Below are 25,061 nucleotides of genomic sequence, written 5' to 3'. Positions count from 1 at the left end.
TCCTCGCCGGATGCGCTTCCGCCCTGCCGCCGCAGACCCCGCAGCCCCCGACCGCGCCGTCGCCTACCCGGCCGACGGCCCCGTCGCCGCCCTGCCCGCCGAGAAGGTCCGCGAGGAGTTCGCCGCCGGCCGGTTCCGCCCCGAGTGGACCTGGTTCGCCGAGGACGACGAAGGCGAGGTCCTGGCCCGCGCCCTGTGGTGGGGCCGGGCCGACAGCGAGCGGCCCATCGCCCTCGACTGCCTCCAGGTACGGGCCTCCGTGGCCGACCCGGCCGCCGTCGCCGCCGGGCTCCTCGCCGCCGGGCACGCCGCCTTCGGCACGCTCCCGCTCTACAACCTGTCCCTGCCCCGCGACTGGCGGACCCGCCCCGGCCTGGCCGAGGCCGTCGCCTGGCGCCGGGAGGCCGCGCACCGGACCGGCCTGACCCGCGAGATCGAGCGCCTGCGCTACGAGTGGACCCCGGCCGCCGGAGCCCCCGCGCCCACCGGGCGGCTCGTCTTCCGCGAGGGCACCGACGAGGAGTTCCTGGAGGCCTTCGTCCTGCTGTCCCGGGGCAGCCTCGACGAGCACACCGTGACCGAGCTGCGGACGACGGACGCCGGGGAACTGGCCCGCGACGACATCGCCTTCTACCGCGACTGCCCCGGCGAGCGCTCCTGGTGGCGCCTCGCCCACCTGCCCGACGGCACCCTCGCCGGCCTGGCCCTGCCCTCCGCGACCCCCTACCACCGGAACGTCGGCTACCTGGGCGTCGTACCGGACCAGCGCGGCAAGGGTCTGATCGACGAGGTCCTCGCCGAGATCACCCGCTTCCACGCCGCCGAGGGCGCCGAACGGATCACGGCGACCACGGACACCGTCAACCGCCCCATGGCCGCCGCCTTCGACCGGGCCGGCTACGAGGTCACCGAGATCCGCCTGGTACTGGAGGAACCGGCCGGTGCGTGAACCGGAGCCGCGCGGACGGTAGCCTCCCCGCCGGGGAAGGGGGACCGGGTGTCCATCGCCGAATTGCAGGTGTACTCCGTCGAGGAGGCCGACGTCACGGGCGGCGTCTGCGTGGTCCGCTGCGTCGGCGGGGTGGCGCGGACCGGACAGGTCTACGCCGTCGGTGAGCTCCGGCTCGGCCTGCGCGGCATAGAGCGGTACGGGAGTCCCGTCGGCTCCTTCGGCGCCGGCCACATCGCGAAGGTCCGGCTCGCGGGCCCCGTGGCCGCGCTGCTCACCCGCGGGCAGGTGCTGACCTCGGTGCCCCCGGACGGGCACGCCCTGGAGGACCTGGAGGCCTGGCTGGCCACCGGGCCGCCGCTGCTGGACGAACCCCGGCCGCGGACCCTGCGCGTGCTGGCCGCGGCCCGGATGCAGGACGACCGGCTGCCCGAAGGGATACGGCTGCGCTGGGGCGGGGTGGCGCTGGCCGCGACCCACCGCTGCGCCCGGGCCGAGGAGGCCCCGGACCTGGTCCGCGGGGCCGAGCTGGCCTCCGTACGCGGCTACCTGCTGCGGACCTTCGGCCCCGGCCGGGGCGGTGACCCGGCGGCCCTGTGCCGGGAGCTGCTCGCGCTGATCGACCTGACCCCGGAGCAGGCCGCGGCGCAGGCGGCCGTCTGGCGCGAGCTCCCGCCCCCGCACATCCTGCACCTGCGCCGCATCAAGAGCCTGATCCCCTGGATGGCCCCGGCCCGCCCGCACCTCCCGGACGACGGCCCCCTGGCGGAGGCGGCCGACGCCTGGGCCGCGGTCAGGCCCCGTCTCCCCTGACACGGCGGCCGCGGCCGCGGTCAGCGGGCGGCGTCGCCCAGGACCCGGGTCGGCCGCCCCGCCGACTCCCCGAGGTCCGCTATTTCCAGCTGATGTTGAGCCAGGGACTGGCGGGCGCCGTGGTCAGCGTGAGGTGGGCTTCGAGGGCGCTCCCGTACCACTCGCCGAACTCCTCCTCGTCGAAGTGCAGGCACCGGCCGAGGACGTACCCGGCGGAGAACTCCGCCCAGGACCGGTACGTCTGGCGGGCGGACTCCCCGGCGCGCAGGACCGCCCGCTCCGCCTCGTGGAGGGTGCCGTAACGGGTGCCGAGGCCCCAGCGGGCCATCTGGGAGGCCCGGCCGTGGTCCCAGCCCTCCACCGAGCGGACCCAGCCGTCGCCGGGGAGCAGGCCGTCGGCCCGGAAGCGCTGTTCGTAGCGGGCGATGCGGCCGATGAGGCGCTTGACCCCGGCTATCTCGCCCTCCACCTCGGCGGTGGGGCGCGGCTCGGCGAGGGTGACCCCGTCGGGGGTGAGCTGCGGCTCCGCGGAGCGTTCGGCGTTGCGGCGCAGGCTGGCCTCGGCCGCGTGCCGCCAGTGCTCGATGTCGACGGGCCCCGCGAAGTCGGAGGCGAGGACGCGGCGGACGCGGAGCGCGTACTCCCAGACGGGGCTGACCATCCCGGCGTTCAGCAGCTGCTCCAGCGTGGCGAGCCAGCCGGGCCGGTCGGTGATGCCCCAGCCCTTGTGGAGGCGCCGGCGTTCGTGGTGGTAGCCGGAGCCGTGGTAGGCGAGGGAGTTCCAGAACTCCCCGTTGGTCACGGCGAGATGGGCGCCCACCGCGAGCCCGTGGGCGATGGGCCCGTGGAGCGGGCCGCCGGTGAAGAGGGCGTGGACCTGCCCCCGGGGCAGCCCGCGGCAGGTCTCGTCCCCGTCCTGCGCGCGCCAGCGGGCCAGGTCGGCGGGGGTGGTGGTGAGGTAGGCCTCGGCGGGCGTGCCCGGGTTCACGGCGAGGAAGGCGGGATCGGCGGCGGTCCACACCTTGCCGAACCAGCCCAGGCTCTGGGACTCGTAGACCGTCTCCGGTACGGGGGTGGGCAGCATCCCGGCGGTGTGGACGACCAAGGCGTTGCCCGCGGTGGGGTAGAAGCGCACGGTGTCGGGGTCGGCGTCGGCCTGGACGCGTGGCTGCGCCAGGAAGAGCCGGGTCCGGGCGAGGGCGCCGAGGTACGCGGACCAGTCGCCGGCGTTCCTGGCCTCGTACAGCTCTCTCTCGATGGCGCTCGGTGCGATCCAGGTCCCCATGTGGGGACCTTATACGGGCGGCGCGGCGGGCCGTCCGCCGACCGGACATCCGGTGCGGGCCCGCCCCGCGGCGGCCCCCGGCCTCCCCGTCGCGGGGCGCCGGGCCGCTCTGCCGCCCCCGGTGTCCCCCGGTCCTCCCGGGTGCCGGGAGGGGCGTACGCCCCCGTGCCACCGCGCGACCGCCCGGACCCCCTTGACGGGTCCCACCGCCGGGGAGACGCTCCCGGCTCGGAAGCGAACGGTTGCAGCTGGGGGGCCGCCATGCCGGAGGAGTCTGTCCAGACCGCGGGGGAGCTGAGGGCGCGGCTCGCGGCGCTCGGGGCGCGGTGGTCGGTGCTGGAGCACCTGGCCGACGGGGAGCCGCTGCCGCGGCCCTCGCTCGGTCTGGAGCCCGGGACGAGCCTGACGCCCGCCGCCGCGGCCGGCCCGGCCGACCTGTGGGCGCTCCTGGGGCAGGAGGGCGCCGCCCATCCGCACCTCACCCGGCGCCGCGCGGCGTACGGCTTCCAGCCCGGGGCGGCCCCGGCCGGGAGGCGCCGCCCGCCCGCCGGGGCCCGCCCGGCGGCCGTGGACTGGCGCGACCGCTGGGGCCTGCCCTGGCTCACCAAGGTGAAGGACCAGAACCCGTGCGGGTCGTGCTGGGCCTTCGCCGCCGCCGCCCTCGTGGAGTCCATGGCCCGCATCGAGCACGGCGTCTGGGCGAAGCGGTCCGAGGGGGACCTGCAGGACGGGACGAAGACGGCCTGCGGGCAGGGCGGCGACCCGGAGTCCGCGCTGGACTGGATCAGGACCAACGGGGGCCTCGCCGACCCGGACTGCTGGCCGTACGGCACCCCGCCCGCCGGGCTGCCCGCCGCGCGCCGCGAGGCCTGGCGCGCCGAGTACACGCCCAGCTGGGACCGTTCGGGACGCACCGTGCGGATCACCGACTACGTGCGGCTCGGCGACGTGGAGCAGCAGAAGGTGTGGCTGGACACGGTCGGTCCGCTGACCGCCTGCTTCGACGTGTACGAGGACTTCTTCGGCCTCGGCGCCGGGGTCTACCACCGCACCGGGGGCCGGCTCGTGGGCGGCCACTGCGTGCTGGTCGTCGGTTACGACGACGCCGCCGGCTGCTGGCTGTTCAAGAACTCGTGGGGGACGGGCCACCACGTCGGCGGCTACGGGCGGATCGCCTACGGCGAGGCGAACATCGACCACTGGGCCAAGTGCGGCCTGCGCGGCACCAACCCCGACCCGTGGAGCAAGCGCCGCCTGCACGCGGGCAACGTCTACGAAAGCGGCAACGGCCGCGCCCACCGCAACTTCGAGCTGCTCGCCACCACCGGCGGGGGCCGCCTCCGGCACTGGTGGCGCGACGGCGACGCCCCCTTCGCCTGGAGCCGCGCCCGCGCCTTCGCGCACGACGCCTCCGGCCAGCCCGCCTTCACCGGCTCCACCTACAACCGGAACATGGAGTCCCTGCACGTCACCACCGGCGGCCGGCTGCGCCACTGGTACTACGAGCAGTCCGGCGGCGCCTGGCGCGACGGAGGCGCCTTCGGGCCGGGTGACGCGGCGGTCGGCTCGACCCCGGCCCTCATCCAGAGCGACTACGGCAAGCCGGGCCACTTCGAGGTGGTCGTCCGGACCGCGGACGGGCGCCTGAACCACTGGTGGCGCATCAACGGCGCCCCCTGGACCTGGAACGACGGAGGCCGGTTCGCCTCGGGCATCGCCCATTACGGTCCCGCCCTGGTGCAGACCCGCAGCCGCCGCCTCGACCTCGTCGCCGCCCGTACGGACGGCCGCATGCAGCTGTGGTGGCGCGACGACGCGGACGGCTTCGCCTGGCGCGCCGGGGAGGTCTTCGGCAGCGAGGCCGCCGCCACCTCCGCGCCCTGCCTGATCGAGTCGCAGCACGGCGCCGCGGACGAGGACACCGCCGGGAACTACGAACTGTGCGTGGCCGTCGACGGAGGGCGGGTCGAGCACTGGTGGCGGGGGAACGCCTCCGGCTCCGCCTGGAGCCGCGGGGCCGTCTTCGGACACGACGTGCTCGCGGTCACCGGGATGCTCCAGGGCAGCTTCGGGTTCAACCTGGAAGTCGTCGTCCTGCGCACCGACCGCCGGCTCCAGCACTGGTGGCGTGACCGCGCGGGCTGGCACGAGGGGCCGGTCATCGGCCCCGTCTGAGGGACTCGGCGCGAGAGCGGGCGGTGGCCGGGTGCGTACGACGGGTTCGTGCTGGACGTGGAGGTCCGGGTCAGCGCCGGGCCGGGCGCGGGCCCGCCCTGAGGACCCGCTGCTGCACGGATTCCAGCGGGCCCCGGTCGAAGCGGCGCAGCCACAGCCCGGAGCCGGCCACCAGCGCCAGGCTCACGGCCGCCCACAGGCCCATCACCCACCAGGGGCCGGAGCCGTCCAGCCGCCGGGTCAGGCCCAGCCCGATGCCGTAGCAGACCAGCATGCAGACGAGGTTCTGGGCGACGTAGCAGGACAGGGCGGTGCGGCCGACGGAACCGAGGGCCGCGGTGACGCGGCGCGGGATCCACAGCCGGTCGAGGGCGAGGCCGATCAGGCCCAGGTACCCGACGGCGAGCAGCGGCGCGCAGCCGTACCGGCCGAGGACGAAGAAGTCCGCGCCCCCGAGGGCGGTGGCGGCGTTCAGGGGCAGCCCGAGGCCGATGCCCCAGGCGGCCGCCCTGGCCCGGATGCGCCGGCCGCCGGGGGTGGGGGCGAAGGCGCCGGCGCGGTGGAGCCGGACGCCGAGGAGGAAGAGGAAGACCAGCAGCCCGAAGGAGAAGACCGGCTCGATGCGCAGGAGGGCGAAGTTCTCCAGCCGGAAGGCGATCTGGGCGGCGTAGCGGCCCTGGTCCCCGTACAGCTCGGCGGCGGCCGGGTCCGGGGACTTCGGCGGGCCCTCGGGCGTACTCAGCGCGGCCAGCGTCACCAGGGAGACGAGCACCAGGTGCACCCCGCCGGCCGTCCACATGGCCCGGCGCCGCACCTTCTCCGAGCGGGCCAGCAGCCAGGCGACGAGGAGGGCGGTGACGGCGTACCCCATCAGCACGTCCCAGGCGAAGACGAGCACGAAGTGGACGGTGCCCTCCAGGAAGAGGAAGGCGGCCCGACGCCAGTAGCGGCCGGGCCAGGGCGCCCCGCGGCGGGCGGCGGAGTCGTACTGGATGGCCAGGCCCGCCCCGAACAGGACGGTCAGCAGGGCCAGGAACTTGCCGTCCGCGAGGAAGCGGAAGACGCTCTCGGCGACGGTGGCGGCGGAGGGGTCGGCGACCGGGTCGGGGAGGGCGAGCCCGCCCTGGAGCACGCTCCACTCCGAGCCGGGCGAGGCGAAGATCCAGACGTTGGTCATCAGCGTGCCGAGGACGGCGGCGCCGCGCAGGACGTCGAGGAGGGGCAGCCGGGCCGTTCGCGCGGCCACAGCGGGGGTGAGGACGGTGTCGGCCATGACTTCAGCCTCCCGGCCCGCGGGGGCGTCCACGTCGTGCGGGTGGACGAAGCCGCAGTACATCCTTCGGTGCAGCGGCCGCGGGTGCGGGTCCGCATCCCGGACGGCCCCGCGCTTGCACCCCTCTTGTATCTATGCTGTGTCCATGCCGGCCGTCACCCGTACCGCAACCGCCGCCGACCGCGTGTACCAGCACGTCAAGGAGGGCGTCCTCGACCGCCGCTACGAAGGCGGCACCCTCCTCACCGAAGGCGAACTCGCCGACGCGGTGGGGGTGTCCCGCACACCGGTCCGCGAGGCCCTGCTGCGCCTGGAGACCGAGGGGCTGCTGAAGCTGTACCCGAAGAAGGGCGCGCTGGTGCTGCCGGTCTCCGCGCAGGAGATCGACGACGTGCTGGAAACCCGGCTGCTGGTCGAGGAGTTCACCGTGCGCAGGGCCGTGCCCGCCCCGCCCGCACTGCTCGACCGGCTCGCCGTCCTGGTCGAGGAGCAGCGCCGGCACGCCGCCGCGGGCGACCTCGCCGCCATGACGGCCGCCGACCGGGCCTTCCACGCCGAGATCGTGCGCGCCGCCGGGAACCAGATCCTGTGCCGCCTCTACGACCAGCTCCGCGACCGGCAGCTGCGCATGGGCGTGGCCCTGCTGCACGGCCACCCCGACCGGGTCGAGCGGACCCTGGCCGGGCACACCGAGATCCTGGACGCGCTGCGGGCCGGGGACCGGGAGGCGGCGGCCGCCGCCGTACGCGGGCACATCGGGCGGGTCGAGGCGCTGGTCCGGGGACCGGGCCGATGACCGGGGCGCCGGCCGCGACCGTGGCCCAGGACCCTCCGGGCGGGCGCAGGGCCGTCGCCGTCTGGGGCATCGGCGTCGCCGTCTACTTCGTGGCGGTGATCTTCCGCACCAGCCTGGGCGTGGCCGGACTCGACGCCGCCGACCGCTTCCACGTCAACGCCTCGGCGCTGGCGACCTTCTCCCTGCTCCAGCTGCTGGTCTACGCGGGCATGCAGATACCCGTGGGGCTGATGGTGGACCGGCTCGGCACCAAGAAGGTGCTCACGCTGGGGGCGGTGCTCTTCACCGCCGGCCAGCTCGGCTTCGCCCTCTCCCCCTCGTACGGGATGGCCCTGGCCGCCCGCGCGCTGCTCGGCTGCGGCGACGCGATGACCTTCATCTCGGTGCTGCGGCTCGGCACCCGCTGGTTCCCGGCCCGGCGCGGGCCGCTCATGGCCCAGCTGGCCGGGCTCGTCGGCATGGCCGGCAACCTCGTCTCCACGCTGGTGCTCGCTCCCGTGCTGCACGGGGCCGGCTGGACGGCGGCCTTCGCCGGCAGCGCGGCGGCCGGGCTGGTCGTCCTCGTCCCCCTGGTGCTGTTCCTGCGCGACCACCCGCAGGGGCACGAGCCGCCCGCCCCGCCGCGGGGCGGGGGAGGCTTCGTACGCCGCCAGATCAGGGAGTCCTGGAGCGAACCCGGCACCCGCCTCGGGCTGTGGGTGCACTTCACGACGCAGTTCCCGGCGATGGTGTTCCTGCTGCTGTGGGGGATGCCCTTCCTGGTCGAGGACCAGGGACTGCCGCGGAGCACCGCGGGCGGGCTGCTGACGCTGGTGGTCGCCTCCAACATGGCCCTCGGACTGGTCTACGGCCAGATCGTCGGCCGCCGCCAGTCCTCCCGGATCCCGCTCGCGCTCGGTACGGTCGGGCTGACCGCCCTGCTGTGGGCGGCGGTCCTGGTCCACCCGGGCGACCGGGCCCCGATGTGGCTGCTGGTCACGCTGTGCCTGGTCCTCGGCTCGTGCGGACCGGCCTCGATGATCGGCTTCGACTTCGCCCGCCCGGCCAACCCGCCCGGACGGCAGGGCACCGCGTCCGGGATCACGAACATGGGCGGCTTCCTCGCCTCGATGACCACCCTGCTGGTGGTGGGCATCCTGCTCGACGCCACCGGCGACAACTACCGCATCGCCTTCTCCACGGTGTTCGTGCTGGAGGCCCTCGGAATCACCCAGATCCTCCGCCTGCGGGGCCGGGCCCTGGCACGGGAAAGGGACCGGGAACGGGACCGGGAACGGGAACGGCCGGTCCCCGCCCCGGTGGCGGCATCGGCCGAATCCAGCCCCGCCGGAGTCTGAGGCCCGGGCCCGGGTGAGCACGGGACCCCGGCGGGGCCCGTGCTCACCCGCCCGGCCGGCGCTACGGCGTCACGGCGAACCCCGCCAGGATGGCCCCGGCCAGCTCCGCGTCGCCCTCCACCTTGACCCGGTCCGCCACGGCGTGCGGGCGGACCCGCCCCGCCGCGAGGCGGACGTACGTCTCCCAGTCCAGGGTCAGCGTCACCGCCGGCCCCAGCGACGGGGCCTTGTCCAGCGTCCCGCGCCCCGCCGCGTCCACCCGTACCGTCCGCATGAACTCCAGCGGCCCGTGCACGTCCACGACCACCGCCGAATTCGCGGGGGCCCCGGCGACCTTCGCCACCACCTTCGGCAGCCCGGCCAGCAGGAGGTCGCGCGCCACGTACGCCCCCGGCGAGTCCCAGTTGCCCGGGGCGCCCAGCGCGGAGCGGAGGTCCTGCTCGTGGACCCACACGTCGAACGCCCGCAGCCGCAGCGCCTGCTCCAGCGTCACCTGGTCACCCAGCGGACCCCGCACCATCGTGGCCGGATCCCGCTTCTCGTTCCGCAGCTGCCGGGCCCGGCGGATGACCGTGTACTCCAGCTCCGAGGTCATCTCCGGGGCGGTGTGGTGACGCCGTACGTCGACCTGCACCTCCATGTACCGGCTGAACTCGTCCACCACGTGCCGCAGGTCCCGCGCGACGGTGTGGATCGGCCGCGGGTCGCCGAGCTGCTCGCATTCGATGCCGATGATGTGTGACACCACATCACGAACCGACCAGCCGGGGCACGGGGTCGCCCGGTTCCACTCGCCCTCCGTCAGCGGGAGGACCAGCTCGGATATCGCCTCGATGGAGTGCGTCCACGCGTCGGCATAGGGCTGAAGGCTGGGATGGACGGTCAACGGGACCCCTCGCGGTGCTGTTCAGTGGCGCGTTCTGGAAGCCTGGACAACGGACTCGGCTTCAAAACTACGCTGCCGGTGAGCACCCCGGCAGTGCTTTCGTGTGACGATCGTAGGCCCGAGTTGACGGCTTGAATGCCAGGACGGTGGTACTGTGCGCGCCTCGCTGATCCAAATCGCTGTGAACGAGGGCGAGTCGGTGGTTTCCCGACGCGCCCGCGCGGCCGATCTCGTACGGGAGCAGGCCGGCTCCGACCTCGTGGTCCTGCCCGAGCTGTGGACCGTCGGCGCCTTCGCCTACGAGCAGTTCGAGACCGAGGCGGAACCCCTCGACGGCCCCACCTACGAGGCCATGTCCAAGGCCGCGAGCGACGCCGGGGTCTGGCTGCACGCGGGCTCGGTCGTCGAGCGCGCCGGCGACGGCTCGCTCTACAACACCGCCCTCGTGCTCTCCCCGACGGGCGAGCTGGCCGCCACCTACCGCAAGATCCACCGCTTCGGCTTCGACCAGGGCGAGGCGGTGCTCATGTCGCCCGGCGAGTCCCTGACCACGGTCACGCTGCCGGAGCAGACCCTCGGCATCGCCACCTGCTACGACCTGCGCTTCCCCGAGCTTTTCCGCGGCTTGGTCGACGCCGGGGCCACCACGATGGTGATCGCGGCGGGCTGGCCCGCCCGCCGCAGGTCCCACTGGACCCTCCTGAGCCGGGCGCGCGCGGTGGAGAACCAGTCGTACGTCCTCGCGTGCAGCCTGGCCGGCACCCATGCCGGAGTCGAACAGGCCGGGCACAGCCTGGTGGTGGACCCCTGGGGCGAGGTCCTGGCCGAGGCGGGCCCGGACGAGGACGTCCTGACCGTGGACCTCGACCCGGCGAAGGTCGCCGACACCCGCGAACAGTTCCCCGCCCTCAAGGACCGCCGCCTGGGCCACCCGTAGCAGGCGCCCGGACACACCGTGGGCGCGTCGGGCGACGGGAAGGGGCGTCTCGGCCGCCGCCGCGTCCGCGGCTGAGACGCCTCTTTGACGACAGGGCCTAGAGCCCGTCCTCCCGCTCCTTCTCCGCCATCCGGATCACGCACACGGCCACCGCGACCAGCAGCGCCGCGTCCGCATCCTCGCGGATCACGTCCACGGCGTACGTCTCCCGGATCCGGTACCACTGCCGCGAGACCAGCGCGAGCAGCTCCCCGTCGTACTCGACCTTGAACTCCCGGTCCAGGATCCGGCCGCTGACATCGACCTCGGTGCCTTCGGACAGGGTGACGCGGAAGTGGTTGCGCAGCAGCGAGAACCGCTTCCTGCGGATCACCGCGAGCCGCAGGCCGTCCCGTTCCAGGGTCATCGCGTCGCGGAAGCTGAACGCCTTCTCGCGCAGGGTGATCAGGATCCGGCCGTCCGAATCCTTGAGCTCCAGGGTGTCCCGGAAGCGCAGCGCCTTCCCGTCGACGAGGAAGGCGTGGCGGCCCGCCTCGTCCTCGATCCAGTAGTCGTCCCCGATGGCCAGCACTTTGTCCCGAACGAGGTATTTCATGCGCTGATCGTTGCCCGCGATAGGTTGCCGTCATGCCCCTGCTCTACGTGACCGACCTGGCGTACCCGGCGCGCGGCCGCCGCTACTGCGACGAGGACATATTCCTCACCTCGCGCCTGCGGGCGCACTTCGACCTGGCCCTGTGCCACCCCGGCGACGCCCAGGCCCTGATGCCCGGCTTCGACGCCGTCATCGTCCGCAACAGCGGCCCGGTCCTGCACTACCAGGAGGCCTACGACGCCTTCCGCGCGGCCGCCCTCGCCGCCGGGACCCGCGTGTACAACCCGCTGACCGGCCGCGCCGACATGGCGGGCAAGCAGTACCTCGTCGACCTGACCGACGCCGGCTACCCGGTCATCCCCACGATCGACGACCCGGCCCGCCTCGCACGGCTGCCGCAGGTGCCGCTGTACGCGGTCAAGCCGAAGCAGGGCGCCGACTCCATCGGCCTCACCTTCACCGCGGACCCCTCGGGCGCGGCGGGTGAGGTCCTCGTCCAGCCGCGCGTGGACTTCGCGTACGAGGTCTCCTTCTACTTCGTCGACGACGCCTTCCAGTACGCCCTGTACGCCCCGGACCCCGCCCGCCGCTGGGACCTCCAGCCGTACGAGCCGACCGGGGCGGACCTGGCCTTCGCCCGCACCTTCATCGCCTGGAACACCCTCGACCACGGCATCCAGCGCGTCGACGCCTGCCGCGCCCCGTCCGGCGAACTCCTGCTGGTGGAGCTGGAGGACCTCAACCCCTACCTGTCCCTGGACCTCCTCCCGGCCGGCGTGCAGGACGCCTTCGTCACAGCACTCGCCGGATCCCTCCACTCCTTCCTCACCTGATGTCGGACCCGGATGCCAGGCTCGGATCATGGACAAGCAGACCTTCTGGAAGCTGATCGAGACGGCCCGTGAGCAGGTGGAGGCGGACCAGGTGGCGGAGCGCGCCGCAATGCTGCTCTCGGCCCTGCCGGTGACGGAGGTGGCCGCGGCCCAGCAGGTGCTGTGGGACCTGCTGGCCGAGTCGTACAGCAGCCCGCTCTGGGCCGCGGCGTACCTGATCAACGGCGGCTGCTCCGACGACGGCTTCGACTACTTCCGCGGCTGGCTCCTCACCCAGGGCCGGGAGGTCTTCGAGGCCGCCCTGGCCGACCCGGACTCGCTGGCCGCCCATCCGGCGGTGCGCGAGGCGGCCGAGGAGGGCCTGGAGCTGTGGGACGAGGAGGCCCTCTCGATAGCCTGGAGCGCGTACGAGGCGGCCACCGGCCACCCGCTCCCCGCGGACTCCTTCACGATCAGCTACCCGCCGCTGGACCCCGCCTGGGACTTCGACTTCGACGACGCGGCCGAAACCGCCCGCCGCCTCCCCCGCCTGACCGCCCTCCTCGGCTAGAGCCCGCCGGTGTCCAGCTCGATCCCGAACGGCTCCGGCAGCCGGACCGGCGTGCCGAAGGCATGCGGCCCGTCCACCTCGGTGCAGCCGAGCCGTCCGGGACCGGCGAAGAGGGTGCGGCCTTCTCCATCCGGTCGACCAGCAGGCAGAGCGGCGCCCCGTACTCGGCGTACCGCTGGGGCTTGACGACGCGCGGTCGCGCCGGCGTTGCGAAGGTGCACCAACACCCGTGGACGTTCCGGTTGCAGAACGTCAGCCGCAAGGGGTTCGGTGCGGCGATCACAGCAGCCACGGCCGGCGTCGTGGGCGTTCTGATCCTCCGGAAGCTCGACCGCATGTCCCGCAAGGGCATCGGGGAGGTCGGCAACGCGGACTGTGCACCGACATGTGCATCCAGCACACCGGCCGGACCGGTCATATGACCTTCCTCCGGGAGTTCTCGGACGTCGCCGGGGTGGAGCGCATGCCCTGAGCAGGCGTTTCGTACGGGCGTGACCCTGCGTTCACAGGTGGATGGCAAGCTTGAAGGATGAACGATGCTGCCCCGGCGCCCACCCCTGCGCCCGCGCCCCGCCGTGCCCGTGTCCGTGCCCCCGAGCTGATCGGCAAGGGAGGCTGGCTCAACACCGGCGGCAAAGATCTCACTCTCGCCGACCTGCGAGGTAAGTGCGTTGTCGTTGATTTTTGGACCTTCTGCTGCATCAACTGCCTGCACGTGCTCGACGAGCTGCGCGAGCTGGAGGAGAAGCACCGGGACACCCTCGTGATCATCGGTGTGCACTCGCCGAAGTTCGTGCACGAGGCCGAGCACGCCGCCGTCGTCGACGCCGTCGAGCGGTACGGGGTGCACCACCCGGTGCTGGACGATCCCGAGCTGGCGACCTGGAAGCAGTACGCCGTGCGCGCCTGGCCCACGCTCGTCGTGATCGACCCCGAGGGCTACATCGTGGCGCAGCACGCCGGTGAGGGGCACGCGCACGCCCTCGCGCGGCTCGTCGAGGAGCTGGAGGCCGAGCACGGGGCCAAGGGGACCCTGCGGCGCGGCGACGGGCCGTACGTGGCGCCCGAGCCGGTCGCGACCGACCTGCGGTTCCCCGGGAAGGCGCTCGCGCTGCCCGGAGGGACCTTCCTGGTGTCGGACTCGACGCGGCACCAGCTCGTGGAGCTGGCCGCCGACGGGGAGAGCGTCGTACGGCGCATCGGCAGCGGCGTGCGCGGGTTCACCGCGGACAGTTTCAGCGAACCTCAGGGGCTGGCGCTGCTGCCCGACGGCAGTGTCGTCGTGGCCGACACCGTCAATCACGCGCTGCGCCGCTTCGACCCCGCCACCGGCGCCGTCGAGACGGTCGCCGGGACGGGGCGGCAGTGGTGGCAGGGGTCGCCGGCCTCCGGGCCCGCGCTGGAGGTGGACCTGTCCTCGCCGTGGGACGTGGCCTGGTGGGAGGGCCGGATGTGGATCGCCATGGCCGGTGTCCACCAGCTGTGGACCTGGGACCCGGAGGCGGGCACGGTCGAGGTCGCGGCCGGGACGACCGGCGAGGGGCTGCTGGACGGGCCGGCCGCCGAGGCCTGGTTCGCCCAGCCGTCGGGGCTCGCGGCGGCCGGGGACCGGCTGTGGGTGGCGGACTCCGAGACGAGCGCCCTGCGGTACGTCCACGCCACCGGGGAGGGCTACGCCGTCACCTCCGTCGTCGGGACCGGGCTGTTCGACTTCGGCCACCGGGACGGGGACGCCGGCCAGGCCCTGCTCCAGCACCCGCTCGGGGTGACCGCCCTGCCCGACGGCTCGGTCGCGGTGTGCGACACGTACAACCACGCCCTGCGCCGCTACGACCCCGCCACCGGTGAGGTCTCGACCCTGGCGACCGATCTGCGCGAGCCGAGCGACGCCGTGCTGGTGGGCGAGGACATCGTGGTCGTCGAGTCCGCACGGCACCGGCTGACCCGGCTGCGGCTCCCGGAGGAGGCGGTACGGGTGGACTCGGTGGCGCACCGGACCCAGCGGGCCGCGACCGAGGTGGCGCCGGGCTCGCTCCGGCTGGACGTGGTGTTCCAGGCTCCGGGCGGGCAGAAGCTCGACACCCGGTACGGGCCGTCGACGCGGCTGCTGGTGTCCTCGACCCCGCCGGAGCTGCTCGTGGCCGGGGAGGGCGCCGGGACGGACCTGTTCCGGGAGCTGGCGCTGAATCCGGAGGTCACCGAGGGCGTGCTGCACGTCTCGGCGATGGCGGCGTCCTGCGACGACGACCCGGCGAACGAGTACCCGGCCTGCCACGTCCACCAGCAGGACTGGGGCGTCCCGGTGACGGTGACCGCCGCCGGCGCGAGCCGCCTGCCGCTCGTCCTCGCGGGGCTGGACGCCGACGGGTAGGGGACGGGGCCGGTGCAACGCAAGGACCCCGCCCCGGAACACCGTCCGGGGCGGGGTCCTCGCGTCCGGGCCGGGCTCAGCCCTCCAGGAAGGCGACCAGGGCGTTGGCCAGCAGGAACGGGTCGTCCGCGCCGCACAGTTCGCGCGCGCTGTGCATGGAGAGGATCGCGACGCCGATGTCCACGGTCTGGATGCCGTGCCGGGCGGCGGTGATCGGGCCGATCGTCGTGCCGCACGGCATCGCGTTGTTGGAGACGAAGGTCTGCCACGGCACGCCGGCCCGCTCGCAGGCGTGGGCGAAGACCGCGCGCCCGCTGCCGTCCGTCGCGTACCGCTGGTTGACGTTGACCTTCAGGATGGGTCCGCCGTTGGCCCGCGGGTGGTGCGAGGGGTCGTGCCGCTCGGCGTAGTTGGGGTGCACGGCGTGCCCGGTGTCCGAGGACAGGCAGACGGTGCCGGCGAAGGCCCGCGCGCGGTCCTCGTACGTGCCGCCGCGCGAGAAGACTGAACGTTCCAGCACGTTGCCCAGCAGGGGGCCGTCCGCGCCGGTGTCCGACTGGGAGCCGTTCTCCTCGTGGTCGAAGGCGGCCAGCACCGGGATGTGGTCGAGCTTCCCGGCCGCGGCGCCGGTCGCGACAGCGGCCAGGGCGGCGACCCCGGCGTGCACCGACAGCAGGTTGTCCATGCGGGGGCCGGCCACCAGCTCGCGGTCGCGGCCGAGGTAGGCGGGCGGCTCGATGGAGTGGACCATCAGGTCCCAGCCGGCCACCGACCCCTGGGGCAGGCCCTCTTCCTCCTCCAGGAAGGCGATCAGGTCGCCCTCCTGGACGTCGCCCAGGCCCCAGATCGGCTGCATGTGCCGCTGCTTGTCCAGCTTGAGGCCCTCGCTGTTCACCGACCGGTCCAGGTGGACGGCCAGCTGAGGGACGCGCAGCAGGGCGCGGTCCACGTTGACCAGGCGTTCGGTGCCGTCCCGCAGGGTGAGCCGGCCCGCCAGGCCGAGGTCCCGGTCGAGCCAGGTGTTGAGCAGGGTGCCGCCGTAGATCTCGACGGCGATCTGGCGCCAGCCCTGCGAACCCGTGTCGGGCAGCGGCTTCACGCGCAGGTTGGGGGAGTCGGTGTGCGCTCCGACGATCCGGAAGGGGGTGTGCGCGGTCGCGCCCTCGGGCACGTACCAGGCGATGAGTGCGCCGCCGCGGAGCACGAAGCGGCCCCCGGTTCCCGCATCCCAGGCGTCCGTTTCCGACAACTGCCTGAAGCCTGCCTTCTCCAGCCGCTCGGCCGCATTGGCCACGGCGTGGTACGGCGACGGACTGGCTGTCAAAAAGGTCATCAGATCGTCGGTGTGGCCGCGGTCGAAGCGGGCGGGAGAGCTCATGTGGTTCACCTTAACGACGGTCGTGTTCGTCATGCCGGACTGCGGCGGATGGCCGGAGCCGGTCCCGCGGGGGTGTGATCTGCGGTCCTGTGGACCTCAGCCCGGCGGACGCTCGAACCTGCGCTGCAGCTGTCGGCGCTCGCCCCGGCGGATGCGCGGGAGCATCTCCGGGGTCTGCGGAGAGCGCTGCGCGCGCCTCTTGCGTCCGGCGCAGAAGATACAGGCCTCACCGGGGGGCGCGTCCGGGTCGATGGGCGCCCCGGGGTGCTCGGAGCATCCGGAGGCGTTGCGGGGGCGGGAGAGTTCGCGGGCGACGATGAAGGCGCGGTGCAGGTCGTCGGCGATGCGGACGAAGTCCTCGGCGGGCGAGGACAGGCTGAGGTGGAAGCGCTGGTCCTCGACGGTGCGCAGCCAGGTGCGCAGGACGTCGAGGGTGTACGGGGGATCCGGCACGGGGTAGCCGAGCCGGCGCTGTTCCCCGGGGGCCGGGGCGGCGGCCTTGCGGGCGCTGTGGCCGCGCAGTCCGAGGCGGCGCCGGTCGTTGCACAGGAGGCAGCGGCCCCAGCCGTCGGGGGCCTCGGGGTCGAGGGCTCCGTCGGGGTGCTGGGGGCAGCCGGTGTAGCTCCTGGCGGGAGCGAGCCCGGCGGCGGTCCGGAAGGCCACGTAGAGGGCGTCGGCGATCCCGTCGTACTCGGCGGGGTGGGCGCCGTCGTACAGCTCCCGCAGGTGGTCGCCGAGGCTGCCCAGGCTCGCCTGCAGCTCCTTGAGGGCGTACGGCCGCCCGGTGGGGACGGAGTACCCCCTGCTGCCGTGCTGATCCTGTGGACTCATGCGTACGAGCGTCCCATGAACGGCTGACAACGGGGAAAGGCGCAGTACAGGGGCTTGTACGTCAGCGGCCGGGCCCCCGTGCGGAGGGCCCGGCCGCTGACGTACGTCCACCGCGTACCGGCGGCGGGGTGGCGCGTGGGCGCAGCCTAGAAGGCGGCCTCGTCGAGCTCCATGAGGGAGTTGTCGACGACCTCGGCCAGCTGGCGCTGGACCGAGACGCCCGGCAGGACCTGCGACGCGAAGAACTTCGCGGCGGCGATCTTGCCGGTGTAGAAGGGCACGTCCTTCGCGGAGGCCGTGGCCAGCTTCTCGGCGGCCACGGCGGCGCCCTTGAGGAGCAGGTATCCGACGACCACGTCCCCGGAGGCCATGAGCAGGCGGGTGGTGTTCTGGCCGACCTTGTAGATGTTCTTCACGTCCTCGCCGGTGGCGGTGAGGTCGACGATCATCTGGCCGACGATGGCCTCCAGGTCGACGGCCGCCTTGGCGAGCGCGTCGCGCGCCGGGGCGAGGTCGTCGCCGCCGGCCGCCTCGGCCAGGAACTTCTTGATCGTCTCGGAGAGGACGTTCAGCGAGGCGCCCTGGTCGCGGACGATCTTCCGGAAGAAGAAGTCCTGGCCCTGGATGGCCGTGGTGCCCTCGTAGAGGGTGTCGATCTTGGCGTCGCGGATGTACTGCTCGATCGGGTATTCCTGGAGGTAACCGGAACCGCCGAAGGTCTGCAGGGACTGCGCGAGCTGCTCGTAGGACTTCTCCGAGCCGTAGCCCTTCACGATCGGCAGGAGCAGGTCGTTGAGGCCGATCTCCGCGGAGGCGTCCTCGCCGGCGGCCTGCTTGACCTGGATCGCGTCCTGGACGGAGGCGGTGTAGAGGACGAGGGCGCGCATGCCCTCGGCGTACGCCTTCTGCGTCATGAGCGAGCGGCGCACGTCGGGGTGGTGCGTGATGGTGACCTTGGGCGCGGTCTTGTCCATGAAGTTCGCCAGGTCGGGGCCCTGCACGCGCTCCTTGGCGTACTCCAGCGCGTTGAGGTAGCCGGTGGAGAGGGTGGCGATGGCCTTCGTGCCGACCATCATCCGGGCGAACTCGATGATCATGAACATCTGGCGGATGCCGTCGTGCTTGTCACCGATCAGCCAGCCCTTGGCGGGGTGCTGGTCGCCGAAGGTCATCTCGCACGTGTTGGAGGCCTTGAGGCCCATCTTGTGCTCGACGTTCGTGGCGTAGACGCCGTTGCGCTCGCCCAGCTCGCCGGTCTCCCAGTCGAAGTGGAACTTCGGGACGAGGAAGAGCGACAGGCCCTTGGTGCCCGGGCCGTGGCCCTCGGGGCGCGCGAGGACGTAGTGGAGGATGTTCTCCTCCATGTCGTGCTCACCGGACGTGATGAAGCGCTTCACGCCCTCGATGTGCCAGGAACCGTCCGCCTGCTGGATCGCCTTGGTGCGGCCGGCGCCGACGTCCGAGCCGGCGTCCGGCTCGGTGAGGACCATGGTGGAGCCCCAGCGCTTCTCGACGGCTATCTGGGCGACCTTCTTCTGCGCCTCGTTGCCCTCTTCGAAGAGGACGCCGGCGAACGCCGGGCCGGAGGAGTACATCCAGACGGCCGGGTTCGAGCCGAGCAGCAGCTCCGCGTAGCTCCAGATCAGGGAGCGGGGCGAGGTGGTGCCGCCGATCTCCTCGGGCAGGCCCAGGCGCCAGTACTCCGAGTCCATGAAGGCCTCGTAGCTCTTCTTGAAGGAGGCCGGGACGGGCGCGGTGTTGGTGGCCGGGTCGAAGACCGGCGGGTTGCGGTCCGCGTCCTCGAAGGAGGCGGCCAGCTCGTTCTCGGCGAGGCGGGCCAGCTCGGACAGGACGCTCTTGGCGGTCTCGGTGTCCATCTCCTCGAAGGGACCGGTGCCGTACAGCTTGTCGCGGCCGAGCACCTCGAAGAGGTTGAACTCGATGTCGCGGAGATTCGACTTGTAGTGCCCCATGGCGACGGCTCCGTTAAGGCTCGGGGAGACAGGTTCCTCGTACATACCAATCGGTAACGTAATGATGCTACCCGCCGGTAATAAGGGCAACCCTTGCCGGGCAACTGTGACCAGGGTCAAGCCTGGCGCGATTGCGTGCCTGCGGGCCGGGGCCGGTCGGTAGGCTTCGGTCCATGTACGGCTACGACCAGAACGTGAGCGCAGGGCAGCAGTACGCGCCCCCGCAGCAGATGGCAGGGGGGTACGGCGAGCAGCCGCTGTACCCCGAGCCCTCGCCGCCGTCGCTCGCCGACGCGGTACGGGCCTTCACCACCGGGTCGCTCTCGGCCGAGGACTTCCAGCAGATCTTCGCGACGTCGAAGGTCTACTGCCCGCGCGGCGACACCCCGGGCTTCCTGGCCCTGCACAACACGCAGCAGCCGGTCATCCCCATGTTCACCACGCTCAAGGAGCTGCGCCGGTACGCCGGCAAGGAGTCCAAGTACTTCGTGATCACCGGCGCCGAGGTGATCGACCTGCTGCCGACCGGGTACGGCTTCGTCCTCGACATGGAGGGCGACCACCGCATGGTCTTCGACGCTAAGGCGGTCGAGCAGATGGTCGACTACGCGATGCGCCGCATGTACGGCTAGACGCCATGTGCTGCGCAGGCGGCCGGACGGCCTCGTCGCGCAGACGGCGGACACCGTTCCCGCGCCGGCGGATGGGCGGGCCCGACGGCGGGGGGTGATGCGTGCTCAGGGTGCACTTCGGTGCGGAGGACCTGCTCGACGTCACCTTCGCCGCGGAACCGCTGCCGCTGCTCGAACCGAGCCTCGCGCTGGTGGCCGGCACGGCACGGCCTTCGCGGTGCCCGGGCCGCCGCACTTCGAGGCCGGACGGGGCGGCCGGGGGCTGGGCGGGCGCCGCCCCGTCCGGCGGCCCTCCCGGCGGGACCGGGTGATCCTTCGGGCAGGGCCGAAAGGGTGACGGGGGTCCCGGCGGCGGGACGCGGCGTACGCGGCGTACGCCGCGTACCTGCGGGCCCTGCCGGTCAGGCGGGGTCCGGCCGGCCGCCGGCGCGGCCGGCGCGGTGGTGGAACCATGCGGCCTGGCCGATCCAGGCCACGGCGGCCAGCAGTGCGACGGCGGCCCCGGCGGCCAGCGGGTCCGGCTCCGGGCGGAAGCCGAGGGCGAGCCGGGTCCCCATGAAGACCAGCAGGAAGCCCGCCCTGCCCGGTGCGTGGACGGGGATCCTCGCCGCGGCCCCGCGCAGCAGCCCGGCCACGACGAGACCGGCGGCGCCGCACGCGGCGAGCAGGGCCCAGGGGGAGCCCGGGGCGGCGCTGGGGATGCCGTACTCGGGGGGTCCCAGGCGGAAGACCGACGCGACCCAGCCGAGGGCGAGCCCGCAGAGGGTGACGCCCAGGGCGTAGAGGGCGTGCCGCCACAGGGGGCCCGACCTGAGGCCTTCCCCCTGCTCCTCGCGGTCCGTCGTGTCGTCTGTTCCGAGCGGGTCGATCACGACGGGTAGGACGCGGGATCGCACGCGGAGGTTGGGTCCGTCCGGGAATTCTCCCGGCACCCGTCCCGTTGAGCGCAGGTGTGGCAGAAAGTTCGAGTTTCAACTAAACTCGTTGCCAGAAGGAGGTCCTGACCATGCCCGCAGTGACTGTTGAGAACCCGTTGACGCTCCCCCGTGTGGCCGAGCCGCAGGCGGTCGTCCCGCGCAAGGTGCTGGCCGTCACCACCGCTCCCGGTGGGTTCGAGGGCGAGGGATTCCCGGTGCGCCGCGCCTTCGCGGGGATCAACTACCAGTACCTCGACCCGTTCATCATGATGGATCAGATGGGTGAGGTGGAGTACGCGCCGGGCGAGCCGAAGGGAACCCCCTGGCACCCGCACCGCGGCTTCGAGACCGTCACCTACCTGATCGACGGCACCTTCGTCCACCAGGACAGCAACGGCGGAGGCGGCGTCATCAACGGCGGTGACACGCAGTGGATGACCGCCGGGTCCGGCCTCCTGCACATCGAGGCCCCGCCGGAGTCCCTCGTCGTGTCCGGCGGCCTCTTCCACGGCCTCCAGCTGTGGGTGAACCTCCCGGCCTCGGACAAGATGATGCCCCCGCGCTACCAGGACATCGGCGGCGGCCAGGTCCAGCTGCTGTCCACCCCGGACGGCGGCGGCCTGCTCCGCGTGATCGCCGGTGAGCTGGACGGCCACCAGGGCCCGGGCATCACCCACACCCCGATCACGATGGTCCACGCCACCGTCACGCCGGGCGCGCAGATCACCCTGCCGTGGCGGGAGGACTTCAACGCCCTGGTGTACGTGCTGGCCGGGCGCGGCTCGGTCGGTGAGGAGCGCAGGCCCCTCCACACCGGGCAGACCGCCGTCTTCGGCGAGGGCGGATCGCTCACGGTACGGGCGGACGCCTCGCAGGACGCGAACACCCCGGACCTGGAGGTCGTCCTCCTCGGCGGGCGTCCGATCCGGGAGCCGATGGCGCACTACGGGCCGTTCGTCATGAACAGCAGGCACGAACTCCAGCAGGCCTTCGACGACTTCCAGGCGGGCCGGCTGGGCACCGTCCCGACCACCGCCCGCGAGCGGACCAAGTCGGCGGAGCAGCACTCCTAGTAGAGCCCCTCCAGGACCGTTCCCGGCGCCCCTCCCGGGACCGTTCCCGGGACCGCTCCGGGGCCGAATCCGTCACCTCCCCCGGAGGCCCCGCCTCCTGCCCGTCGGGCGGCGGGGGGTGCCGCGGGGCGGACGGGTCCCGCCGTCCTGACGGAACGGCTGCGTCCGCGGGCAGGGCCGGGCCACAATCCGAGGAGAGCCCGTCCCGGAACGCCCCGGCCCTGAGGAGCAGTTGGTGTCTGCGCAGGAAGTCGACGTGACGATCACTCCGCAGCAGGCGGCCCACGGGGTGATCCTCACCGTCACGCTCCCGACCGGCCCGGCGCGGCTGCGCATCCCGTCCGGCACCCGGGACGGCGAACTCGTCCGCGTGCGGGCCGGCGGTGGCGAGGTGCCCGTGCGGGTCAGGGTGTCGGCGCCCGCGGCACCGGCACCCGCAGGGCCGACCCCCGCCCGGCCGGAGCCGAGGACCACTCCCCTCCCGGCGGTGACGCCGACGCCCCGGCCGGCGCCGCCGGGCGGTGGCAATCCGTTCGCGACGCCGACGCAGCCGTCGGCTGCCCGGCCGGGCGGCGGCGACCCCTACGCCACGGCGCCGGCCCCGCCGCGCACAGCCCGCGGCGGCAGGCCCGCCGCCGGGTGCCTGGTGGCGGCCGGCATCTGCGCGGCCGTGCTCACCGGCATCTTCGCGTTCGGCTCCGGCGACGGCGCAGACGGCAAGGCGTCCGGCTCGGCGTCACCCACCTGGTCGGCGAGCCCGGAGCCGTCGGACTCGTCCGACAGCCCTTCCTACAGTCCGGCCCCGGCCCCCGCCCCGCCGACCTACAGCGCCCCAGCCGAGGTGCCCGAGCCGACGCAGGAGGCCGCCCCCACCCCGTACGACAGGGGCACCTGCCTCAACGGCACCCTGCCGGACTCGACGACGGCGCAGCGCGTCGACGACGTGGAGGAGGTGCCCTGCTCGGCCGCCGACGCGCACTACCGGGTCATCGGAAGCATCCCGATGACCTCCGACATGGACCGCTGCGATGACTACCCCAAGACGCAGTACGCCTTCTCCCACCGCTACACCCTCAACGGCTCCGTCATCAACGAATACGTGTACTGCCTGGTCGGCCTCGGTTCCTACGCACGCGACTAGGCCGAGGCGCACCGTCAGGAGTCGGGCCGCTTGGAGCGCTCGTAGAGCTCGAACCAGATGGACTTGCCCTCACCGCGCGGGTCCACGCCCCAGGTGTCGGCGAGCATCTCCATGAGCAGGACGCCGCGGCCGCTGGAGGCCATCTCGCCCGGGTGCCGCTTGTGCGGGAGCTCGTCGCTCCCGTCGGCCACCTCGACGCGCAGCCGCCGCTCGCCCAGCTCGCCCACGGCCTCGGCCACCAGCAGGGCGTCGCCGTCCGTGTGCATCAGCACGTTGGTCACCATCTCGGAGACCATGAGCACCGCCGAGTCCACCTGTTCCGCGTCCGCCCAGTCGTGCAGCAGCTCGCGGATCTGCTGCCGGGCGCCCGCGATCCGTGCCGGTTCCGCCTGGGCCACGGTCAGCATGGTGCGGCGGGCCGGCCGGGACGGGTGCTGCGGGGTGCCGCAGCCGCAGTCCTCGCTCTCGCGCCACAGCAGGACCACGGCTATGTCGTCCTCGCGCCGGTCGGCCAGCGGGCCGGTGGTGTGGTGCGAGGAGGGCCCGTGCACGGCCTGGACCAGCAGGTCGGCCAGCTTCTCCAGGTGCCCGGCCCCGGGCCGCGCGGATTCGGCGTGGCCCGGCTCGCCGTGCCCCGGCGCCGGGCTCCCGGCGCCCGGCGGCTGCGACTCCAGGACGGCGCGCAGCCGGGCCCAGCCCGTGTCGAGGTCGTGGCCGCCGGTCTCGATGAGCCCGTCGGTGCACAGCATCATCGTCTCGCCGGGTTCCAGGGTGAACCGAGTCGTCGGGTAGTCGGTGTCCGGGACGATGCCGAGGGGCAGCCCGCCCGAGGTGGGGCGCATCAGGACGGTGCCGTCCGTCATCCGCACCGCGGGGTCGGGGTGGCCGGCCCGGGCCACCTCCAGGACCCCCGTCTGCGGGTCGCACTCCACGTACAGGCACGTCGCGAAGCGCGGGCTCTGGAAGTCCGCGTCCGCCTCGGCGGCCCCGCGTCCGTTCCCGTACGCGTCGCTCTCCTGGGAGGAGCACAGGCCGGCCAGGAAGCGGGAGGCGCGGGAGAGCACCGCGTCGGGCCGGTGGCCCTCCGAGGCGTACGCGCGCACCGCGATCCGCAGCTGCCCCATCAGCCCCGCCGCCCGCACGTCGTGGCCCTGTACGTCGCCGATGACCAGGGCGAACCGGCCGGAGGGCAGCGGGATCATGTCGTACCAGTCGCCACCGACCTGGAGGCCGCCGCCCGTCGGGACGTACCGGGCGGCGATCGTCATGCCGGGGATCTCCGGGCCGAGCTGCGGCATCATCGAGCGCTGCAGGCCGGTGGTCAGCTCCCGCTCGGACTCCGCCACCCCGGCCCGCTGGAGGGCCTGGGCCAGCATCCGGGCCACCGTCGTCAGGACGGAGCGCTCGTCGGGCGAGAAGGACACCGGGTGCTTGAAGGCGGCCATCCAGGCGCCCATGGTCCGCCCGGCCACGATGAGCGGCAGGAAGGCCCAGGAGGCCCGGCCGAAGCGCTGTGCGAGCGGCCAGGTGGCCGGGAAACGCCGTTTGTACTCCTCGGGCGAGGGCAGGTAGATCGCCCGGCCGGTACGGACGACCTCCGTGGCCGGGTAGTCCGTGTCGAGCCGCATCTCCGCGAAGGGCCCCTCGTCCCCGGGGCCGTGCCCGTGGTGCCCGATGAGCGAGAGCCGTTCCCCGGCCACGCCGAAGACGGCCAGCCCGTCGGGGCTGAAGCCGGGCATGGACAGGGAGGCCGCGACCCGCAGCACCTCGGTCGTGGACCGGGCCTCCGCCAGGGCCCGGCCCGCGTCCAGCAGGAAGGCCTCGCGGGAGCGCCGCCAGTCGCCGGTGATCGGGGTGTGCACGGCCGTGGTCCCCGGCTGTGGCTCCGCGATCTCCTGGATCGTGCCGATCAGCTCGTAGTCGACGCGCCCGTCGGCGGTCCGGTTCTCCAGCGGCTTCGAGCGGCTGCGTACGGTCCGCAGGACCCGCCCGTCCTCGTCCATGATCCGCAGCCGTGCCTCGGCGAGGGTGTCCTCGGCCACGGCGAGGGTGACGATGCCGTTGATCTCGTTCCAGTCCACCGGGTGGAAGCGGGAGCGCACGGCGACCTCCGGCAGCACCACGGGCTCCGCGGGCAGCCCGAGCAGCCGGGCGGCCTCGCCGTCGAGGGTGACCGTCCCGGAGGCGTTGTCCCATCGCCACAGGCCGGTCGCGATGGCGGCCAGGACGTCCTCGGTGCGCACCCGGTCATCTTTACAGGTCATCCCCCCGTGGTGCCTCTCCAGCGGGGCCCGGCGGGCGTGCCCGACCGGCCCC

Annotated in this window: 22 protein-coding genes and 1 pseudogene; 13 read left to right on the top strand and 10 right to left on the bottom strand. The window is 73.4% G+C overall.

Annotated elements, in window-relative coordinates:
* The first annotated feature begins 10 nt into the window (after positions 1-10).
* Positions 11-949: a GNAT family N-acetyltransferase gene (locus ACFWUZ_RS27995; RefSeq protein WP_384378600.1), complete on the top strand. Its 939-nt coding sequence runs from the start codon at positions 11-13 to the stop codon at positions 947-949.
* Between the two features lie 48 nt (positions 950-997).
* Positions 998-1,762, top strand: a complete 765-nt coding sequence (locus ACFWUZ_RS27990) for a hypothetical protein (RefSeq protein WP_384378597.1) — start codon at positions 998-1,000, stop codon at positions 1,760-1,762.
* Between the two features lie 79 nt (positions 1,763-1,841).
* On the opposite strand, the gene ACFWUZ_RS27985 is transcribed toward ACFWUZ_RS27990, so the two are convergent.
* Positions 1,842-3,047 carry a DUF1266 domain-containing protein gene (locus ACFWUZ_RS27985; protein ID WP_384378594.1) on the bottom strand — a complete coding sequence of 402 codons (1,206 nt, stop codon included), beginning with the start codon at positions 3,045-3,047 and terminating at the stop codon, positions 1,842-1,844.
* A 261-nt stretch (positions 3,048-3,308) separates the two neighbouring features.
* On the opposite strand from ACFWUZ_RS27985, the gene ACFWUZ_RS27980 reads away from it, so the two are divergent.
* Positions 3,309-5,222, top strand: coding sequence for a C1 family peptidase (locus ACFWUZ_RS27980; RefSeq protein ID WP_384378591.1), 1,914 nt, complete (start codon positions 3,309-3,311; stop codon positions 5,220-5,222).
* A gap of 70 nt (positions 5,223-5,292) precedes the next feature.
* On the opposite strand, the gene ACFWUZ_RS27975 is transcribed toward ACFWUZ_RS27980, so the two are convergent.
* On the bottom strand, positions 5,293-6,495 hold the full coding sequence (locus tag ACFWUZ_RS27975) for a DUF418 domain-containing protein (RefSeq protein ID WP_384378588.1): 1,203 nt from the start codon (positions 6,493-6,495) through the stop codon (positions 5,293-5,295).
* Positions 6,496-6,640: 145 nt separating this feature from the next.
* Between ACFWUZ_RS27975 and ACFWUZ_RS27970 the strand changes: the two genes are divergently transcribed.
* Together ACFWUZ_RS27970 and ACFWUZ_RS27965 are read left to right on the top strand one after the other, a co-directional pair.
* Positions 6,641-7,291, top strand: a complete 651-nt coding sequence (locus ACFWUZ_RS27970; RefSeq protein ID WP_384378585.1) for a GntR family transcriptional regulator — start codon at positions 6,641-6,643, stop codon at positions 7,289-7,291.
* Entirely contained in the window at positions 7,288-8,628 is a 1,341-nt protein-coding gene (locus ACFWUZ_RS27965) for a nitrate/nitrite transporter (RefSeq protein ID WP_384378581.1), read from the top strand. Before ACFWUZ_RS27970 ends, ACFWUZ_RS27965 begins: the two co-directional genes overlap by 4 nt.
* Positions 8,629-8,689: 61 nt before the next feature.
* On the opposite strand, the gene ACFWUZ_RS27960 is transcribed toward ACFWUZ_RS27965, so the two are convergent.
* Entirely contained in the window at positions 8,690-9,514 is an 825-nt protein-coding gene (locus tag ACFWUZ_RS27960; RefSeq protein ID WP_384378578.1) for a maleylpyruvate isomerase family mycothiol-dependent enzyme, read from the bottom strand.
* Between the two features lie 154 nt (positions 9,515-9,668).
* Between ACFWUZ_RS27960 and ACFWUZ_RS27955 the strand changes: the two genes are divergently transcribed.
* Positions 9,669-10,451, top strand: coding sequence for a carbon-nitrogen family hydrolase (locus tag ACFWUZ_RS27955; RefSeq protein WP_384378575.1), 783 nt, complete (start codon positions 9,669-9,671; stop codon positions 10,449-10,451).
* A 97-nt stretch (positions 10,452-10,548) separates the two neighbouring features.
* On the opposite strand, the gene ACFWUZ_RS27950 is transcribed toward ACFWUZ_RS27955, so the two are convergent.
* Positions 10,549-11,046 (bottom strand): LURP-one-related/scramblase family protein, encoded by a 498-nt coding sequence (locus tag ACFWUZ_RS27950; RefSeq protein WP_384378572.1) that lies wholly within the window; start codon positions 11,044-11,046, stop codon positions 10,549-10,551.
* Between the two features lie 32 nt (positions 11,047-11,078).
* Between ACFWUZ_RS27950 and ACFWUZ_RS27945 the strand changes: the two genes are divergently transcribed.
* Positions 11,079-11,879, top strand: a complete 801-nt coding sequence (locus ACFWUZ_RS27945; protein ID WP_384378569.1) for a hypothetical protein — start codon at positions 11,079-11,081, stop codon at positions 11,877-11,879.
* A gap of 28 nt (positions 11,880-11,907) precedes the next feature.
* Complete coding sequence (locus ACFWUZ_RS27940; RefSeq protein WP_384378566.1) at positions 11,908-12,429, top strand: DUF4240 domain-containing protein; 522 nt, start codon at positions 11,908-11,910, stop codon at positions 12,427-12,429.
* Here ACFWUZ_RS27940 and ACFWUZ_RS27935 read toward each other — a convergent pair.
* A pseudogene (locus tag ACFWUZ_RS27935) lies at positions 12,426-12,622 on the bottom strand (Uma2 family endonuclease); the annotation flags it as partial. The gene ACFWUZ_RS27940 and the pseudogene ACFWUZ_RS27935 overlap by 4 nt on opposite strands.
* A 336-nt stretch (positions 12,623-12,958) precedes the next feature.
* Here ACFWUZ_RS27935 and ACFWUZ_RS27930 point away from each other — a divergent pair.
* The gene (locus tag ACFWUZ_RS27930; protein WP_384378563.1) at positions 12,959-14,800 is read left to right on the top strand and encodes an NHL domain-containing thioredoxin family protein; all 1,842 of its coding nucleotides are present in this window, start codon (positions 12,959-12,961) and stop codon (positions 14,798-14,800) included.
* Positions 14,801-14,876: 76 nt separating this feature from the next.
* Here ACFWUZ_RS27930 and ACFWUZ_RS27925 read toward each other — a convergent pair whose 3' ends face one another.
* From ACFWUZ_RS27925 to ACFWUZ_RS27915, 3 genes are all read right to left on the bottom strand, one after another.
* A complete protein-coding gene (locus ACFWUZ_RS27925) occupies positions 14,877-16,178 on the bottom strand; it encodes a M18 family aminopeptidase (protein ID WP_384378560.1) in 1,302 nt (433 codons plus the stop codon).
* A 96-nt stretch (positions 16,179-16,274) separates the two neighbouring features.
* Positions 16,275-17,009: a hypothetical protein gene (locus tag ACFWUZ_RS27920; RefSeq protein ID WP_384378558.1), complete on the bottom strand. Its 735-nt coding sequence runs from the start codon at positions 17,007-17,009 to the stop codon at positions 16,275-16,277.
* 146 nt (positions 17,010-17,155) lie between these two features.
* Positions 17,156-18,982: an acyl-CoA dehydrogenase gene (locus tag ACFWUZ_RS27915; protein WP_384378649.1), complete on the bottom strand. Its 1,827-nt coding sequence runs from the start codon at positions 18,980-18,982 to the stop codon at positions 17,156-17,158.
* Between the two features lie 173 nt (positions 18,983-19,155).
* Here ACFWUZ_RS27915 and ACFWUZ_RS27910 point away from each other — a divergent pair, with 173 nt between their 5' ends.
* Both ACFWUZ_RS27910 and ACFWUZ_RS27905 read left to right on the top strand, forming a co-directional pair.
* Positions 19,156-19,614 carry an SseB family protein gene (locus tag ACFWUZ_RS27910; RefSeq protein WP_384378555.1) on the top strand — a complete coding sequence of 153 codons (459 nt, stop codon included), beginning with the start codon at positions 19,156-19,158 and terminating at the stop codon, positions 19,612-19,614.
* 101 nt (positions 19,615-19,715) lie between these two features.
* Positions 19,716-19,925, top strand: a complete 210-nt coding sequence (locus tag ACFWUZ_RS27905; RefSeq protein WP_384378552.1) for a hypothetical protein — start codon at positions 19,716-19,718, stop codon at positions 19,923-19,925.
* A gap of 90 nt (positions 19,926-20,015) precedes the next feature.
* On the opposite strand, the gene ACFWUZ_RS27900 is transcribed toward ACFWUZ_RS27905, so the two are convergent.
* Positions 20,016-20,486 (bottom strand): hypothetical protein, encoded by a 471-nt coding sequence (locus tag ACFWUZ_RS27900; protein WP_384378549.1) that lies wholly within the window; start codon positions 20,484-20,486, stop codon positions 20,016-20,018.
* Positions 20,487-20,620: 134 nt separating this feature from the next.
* Here ACFWUZ_RS27900 and ACFWUZ_RS27895 point away from each other — a divergent pair, with 134 nt between their 5' ends.
* Positions 20,621-21,604: a pirin family protein gene (locus tag ACFWUZ_RS27895; protein ID WP_384378546.1), complete on the top strand. Its 984-nt coding sequence runs from the start codon at positions 20,621-20,623 to the stop codon at positions 21,602-21,604.
* A gap of 235 nt (positions 21,605-21,839) precedes the next feature.
* Positions 21,840-22,745, top strand: coding sequence for a hypothetical protein (locus tag ACFWUZ_RS27890; RefSeq protein ID WP_384378543.1), 906 nt, complete (start codon positions 21,840-21,842; stop codon positions 22,743-22,745).
* 14 nt (positions 22,746-22,759) lie between these two features.
* Here the strand turns inward: ACFWUZ_RS27890 and ACFWUZ_RS27885 are convergent, their stop codons facing one another.
* Positions 22,760-24,988, bottom strand: coding sequence for a SpoIIE family protein phosphatase (locus ACFWUZ_RS27885; RefSeq protein WP_384378646.1), 2,229 nt, complete (start codon positions 24,986-24,988; stop codon positions 22,760-22,762).
* Positions 24,989-25,061 lie beyond the last annotated feature (73 nt).

It is taken from the genome of Streptomyces sp. NPDC058646 (assembly GCF_042716875.1).
GTDB lineage: Bacteria > Actinomycetota > Actinomycetes > Streptomycetales > Streptomycetaceae > Streptomyces.
Note: the sequence above shows the minus strand (reverse complement) of the source record. Positions and strands in the feature narration are given on the sequence as shown.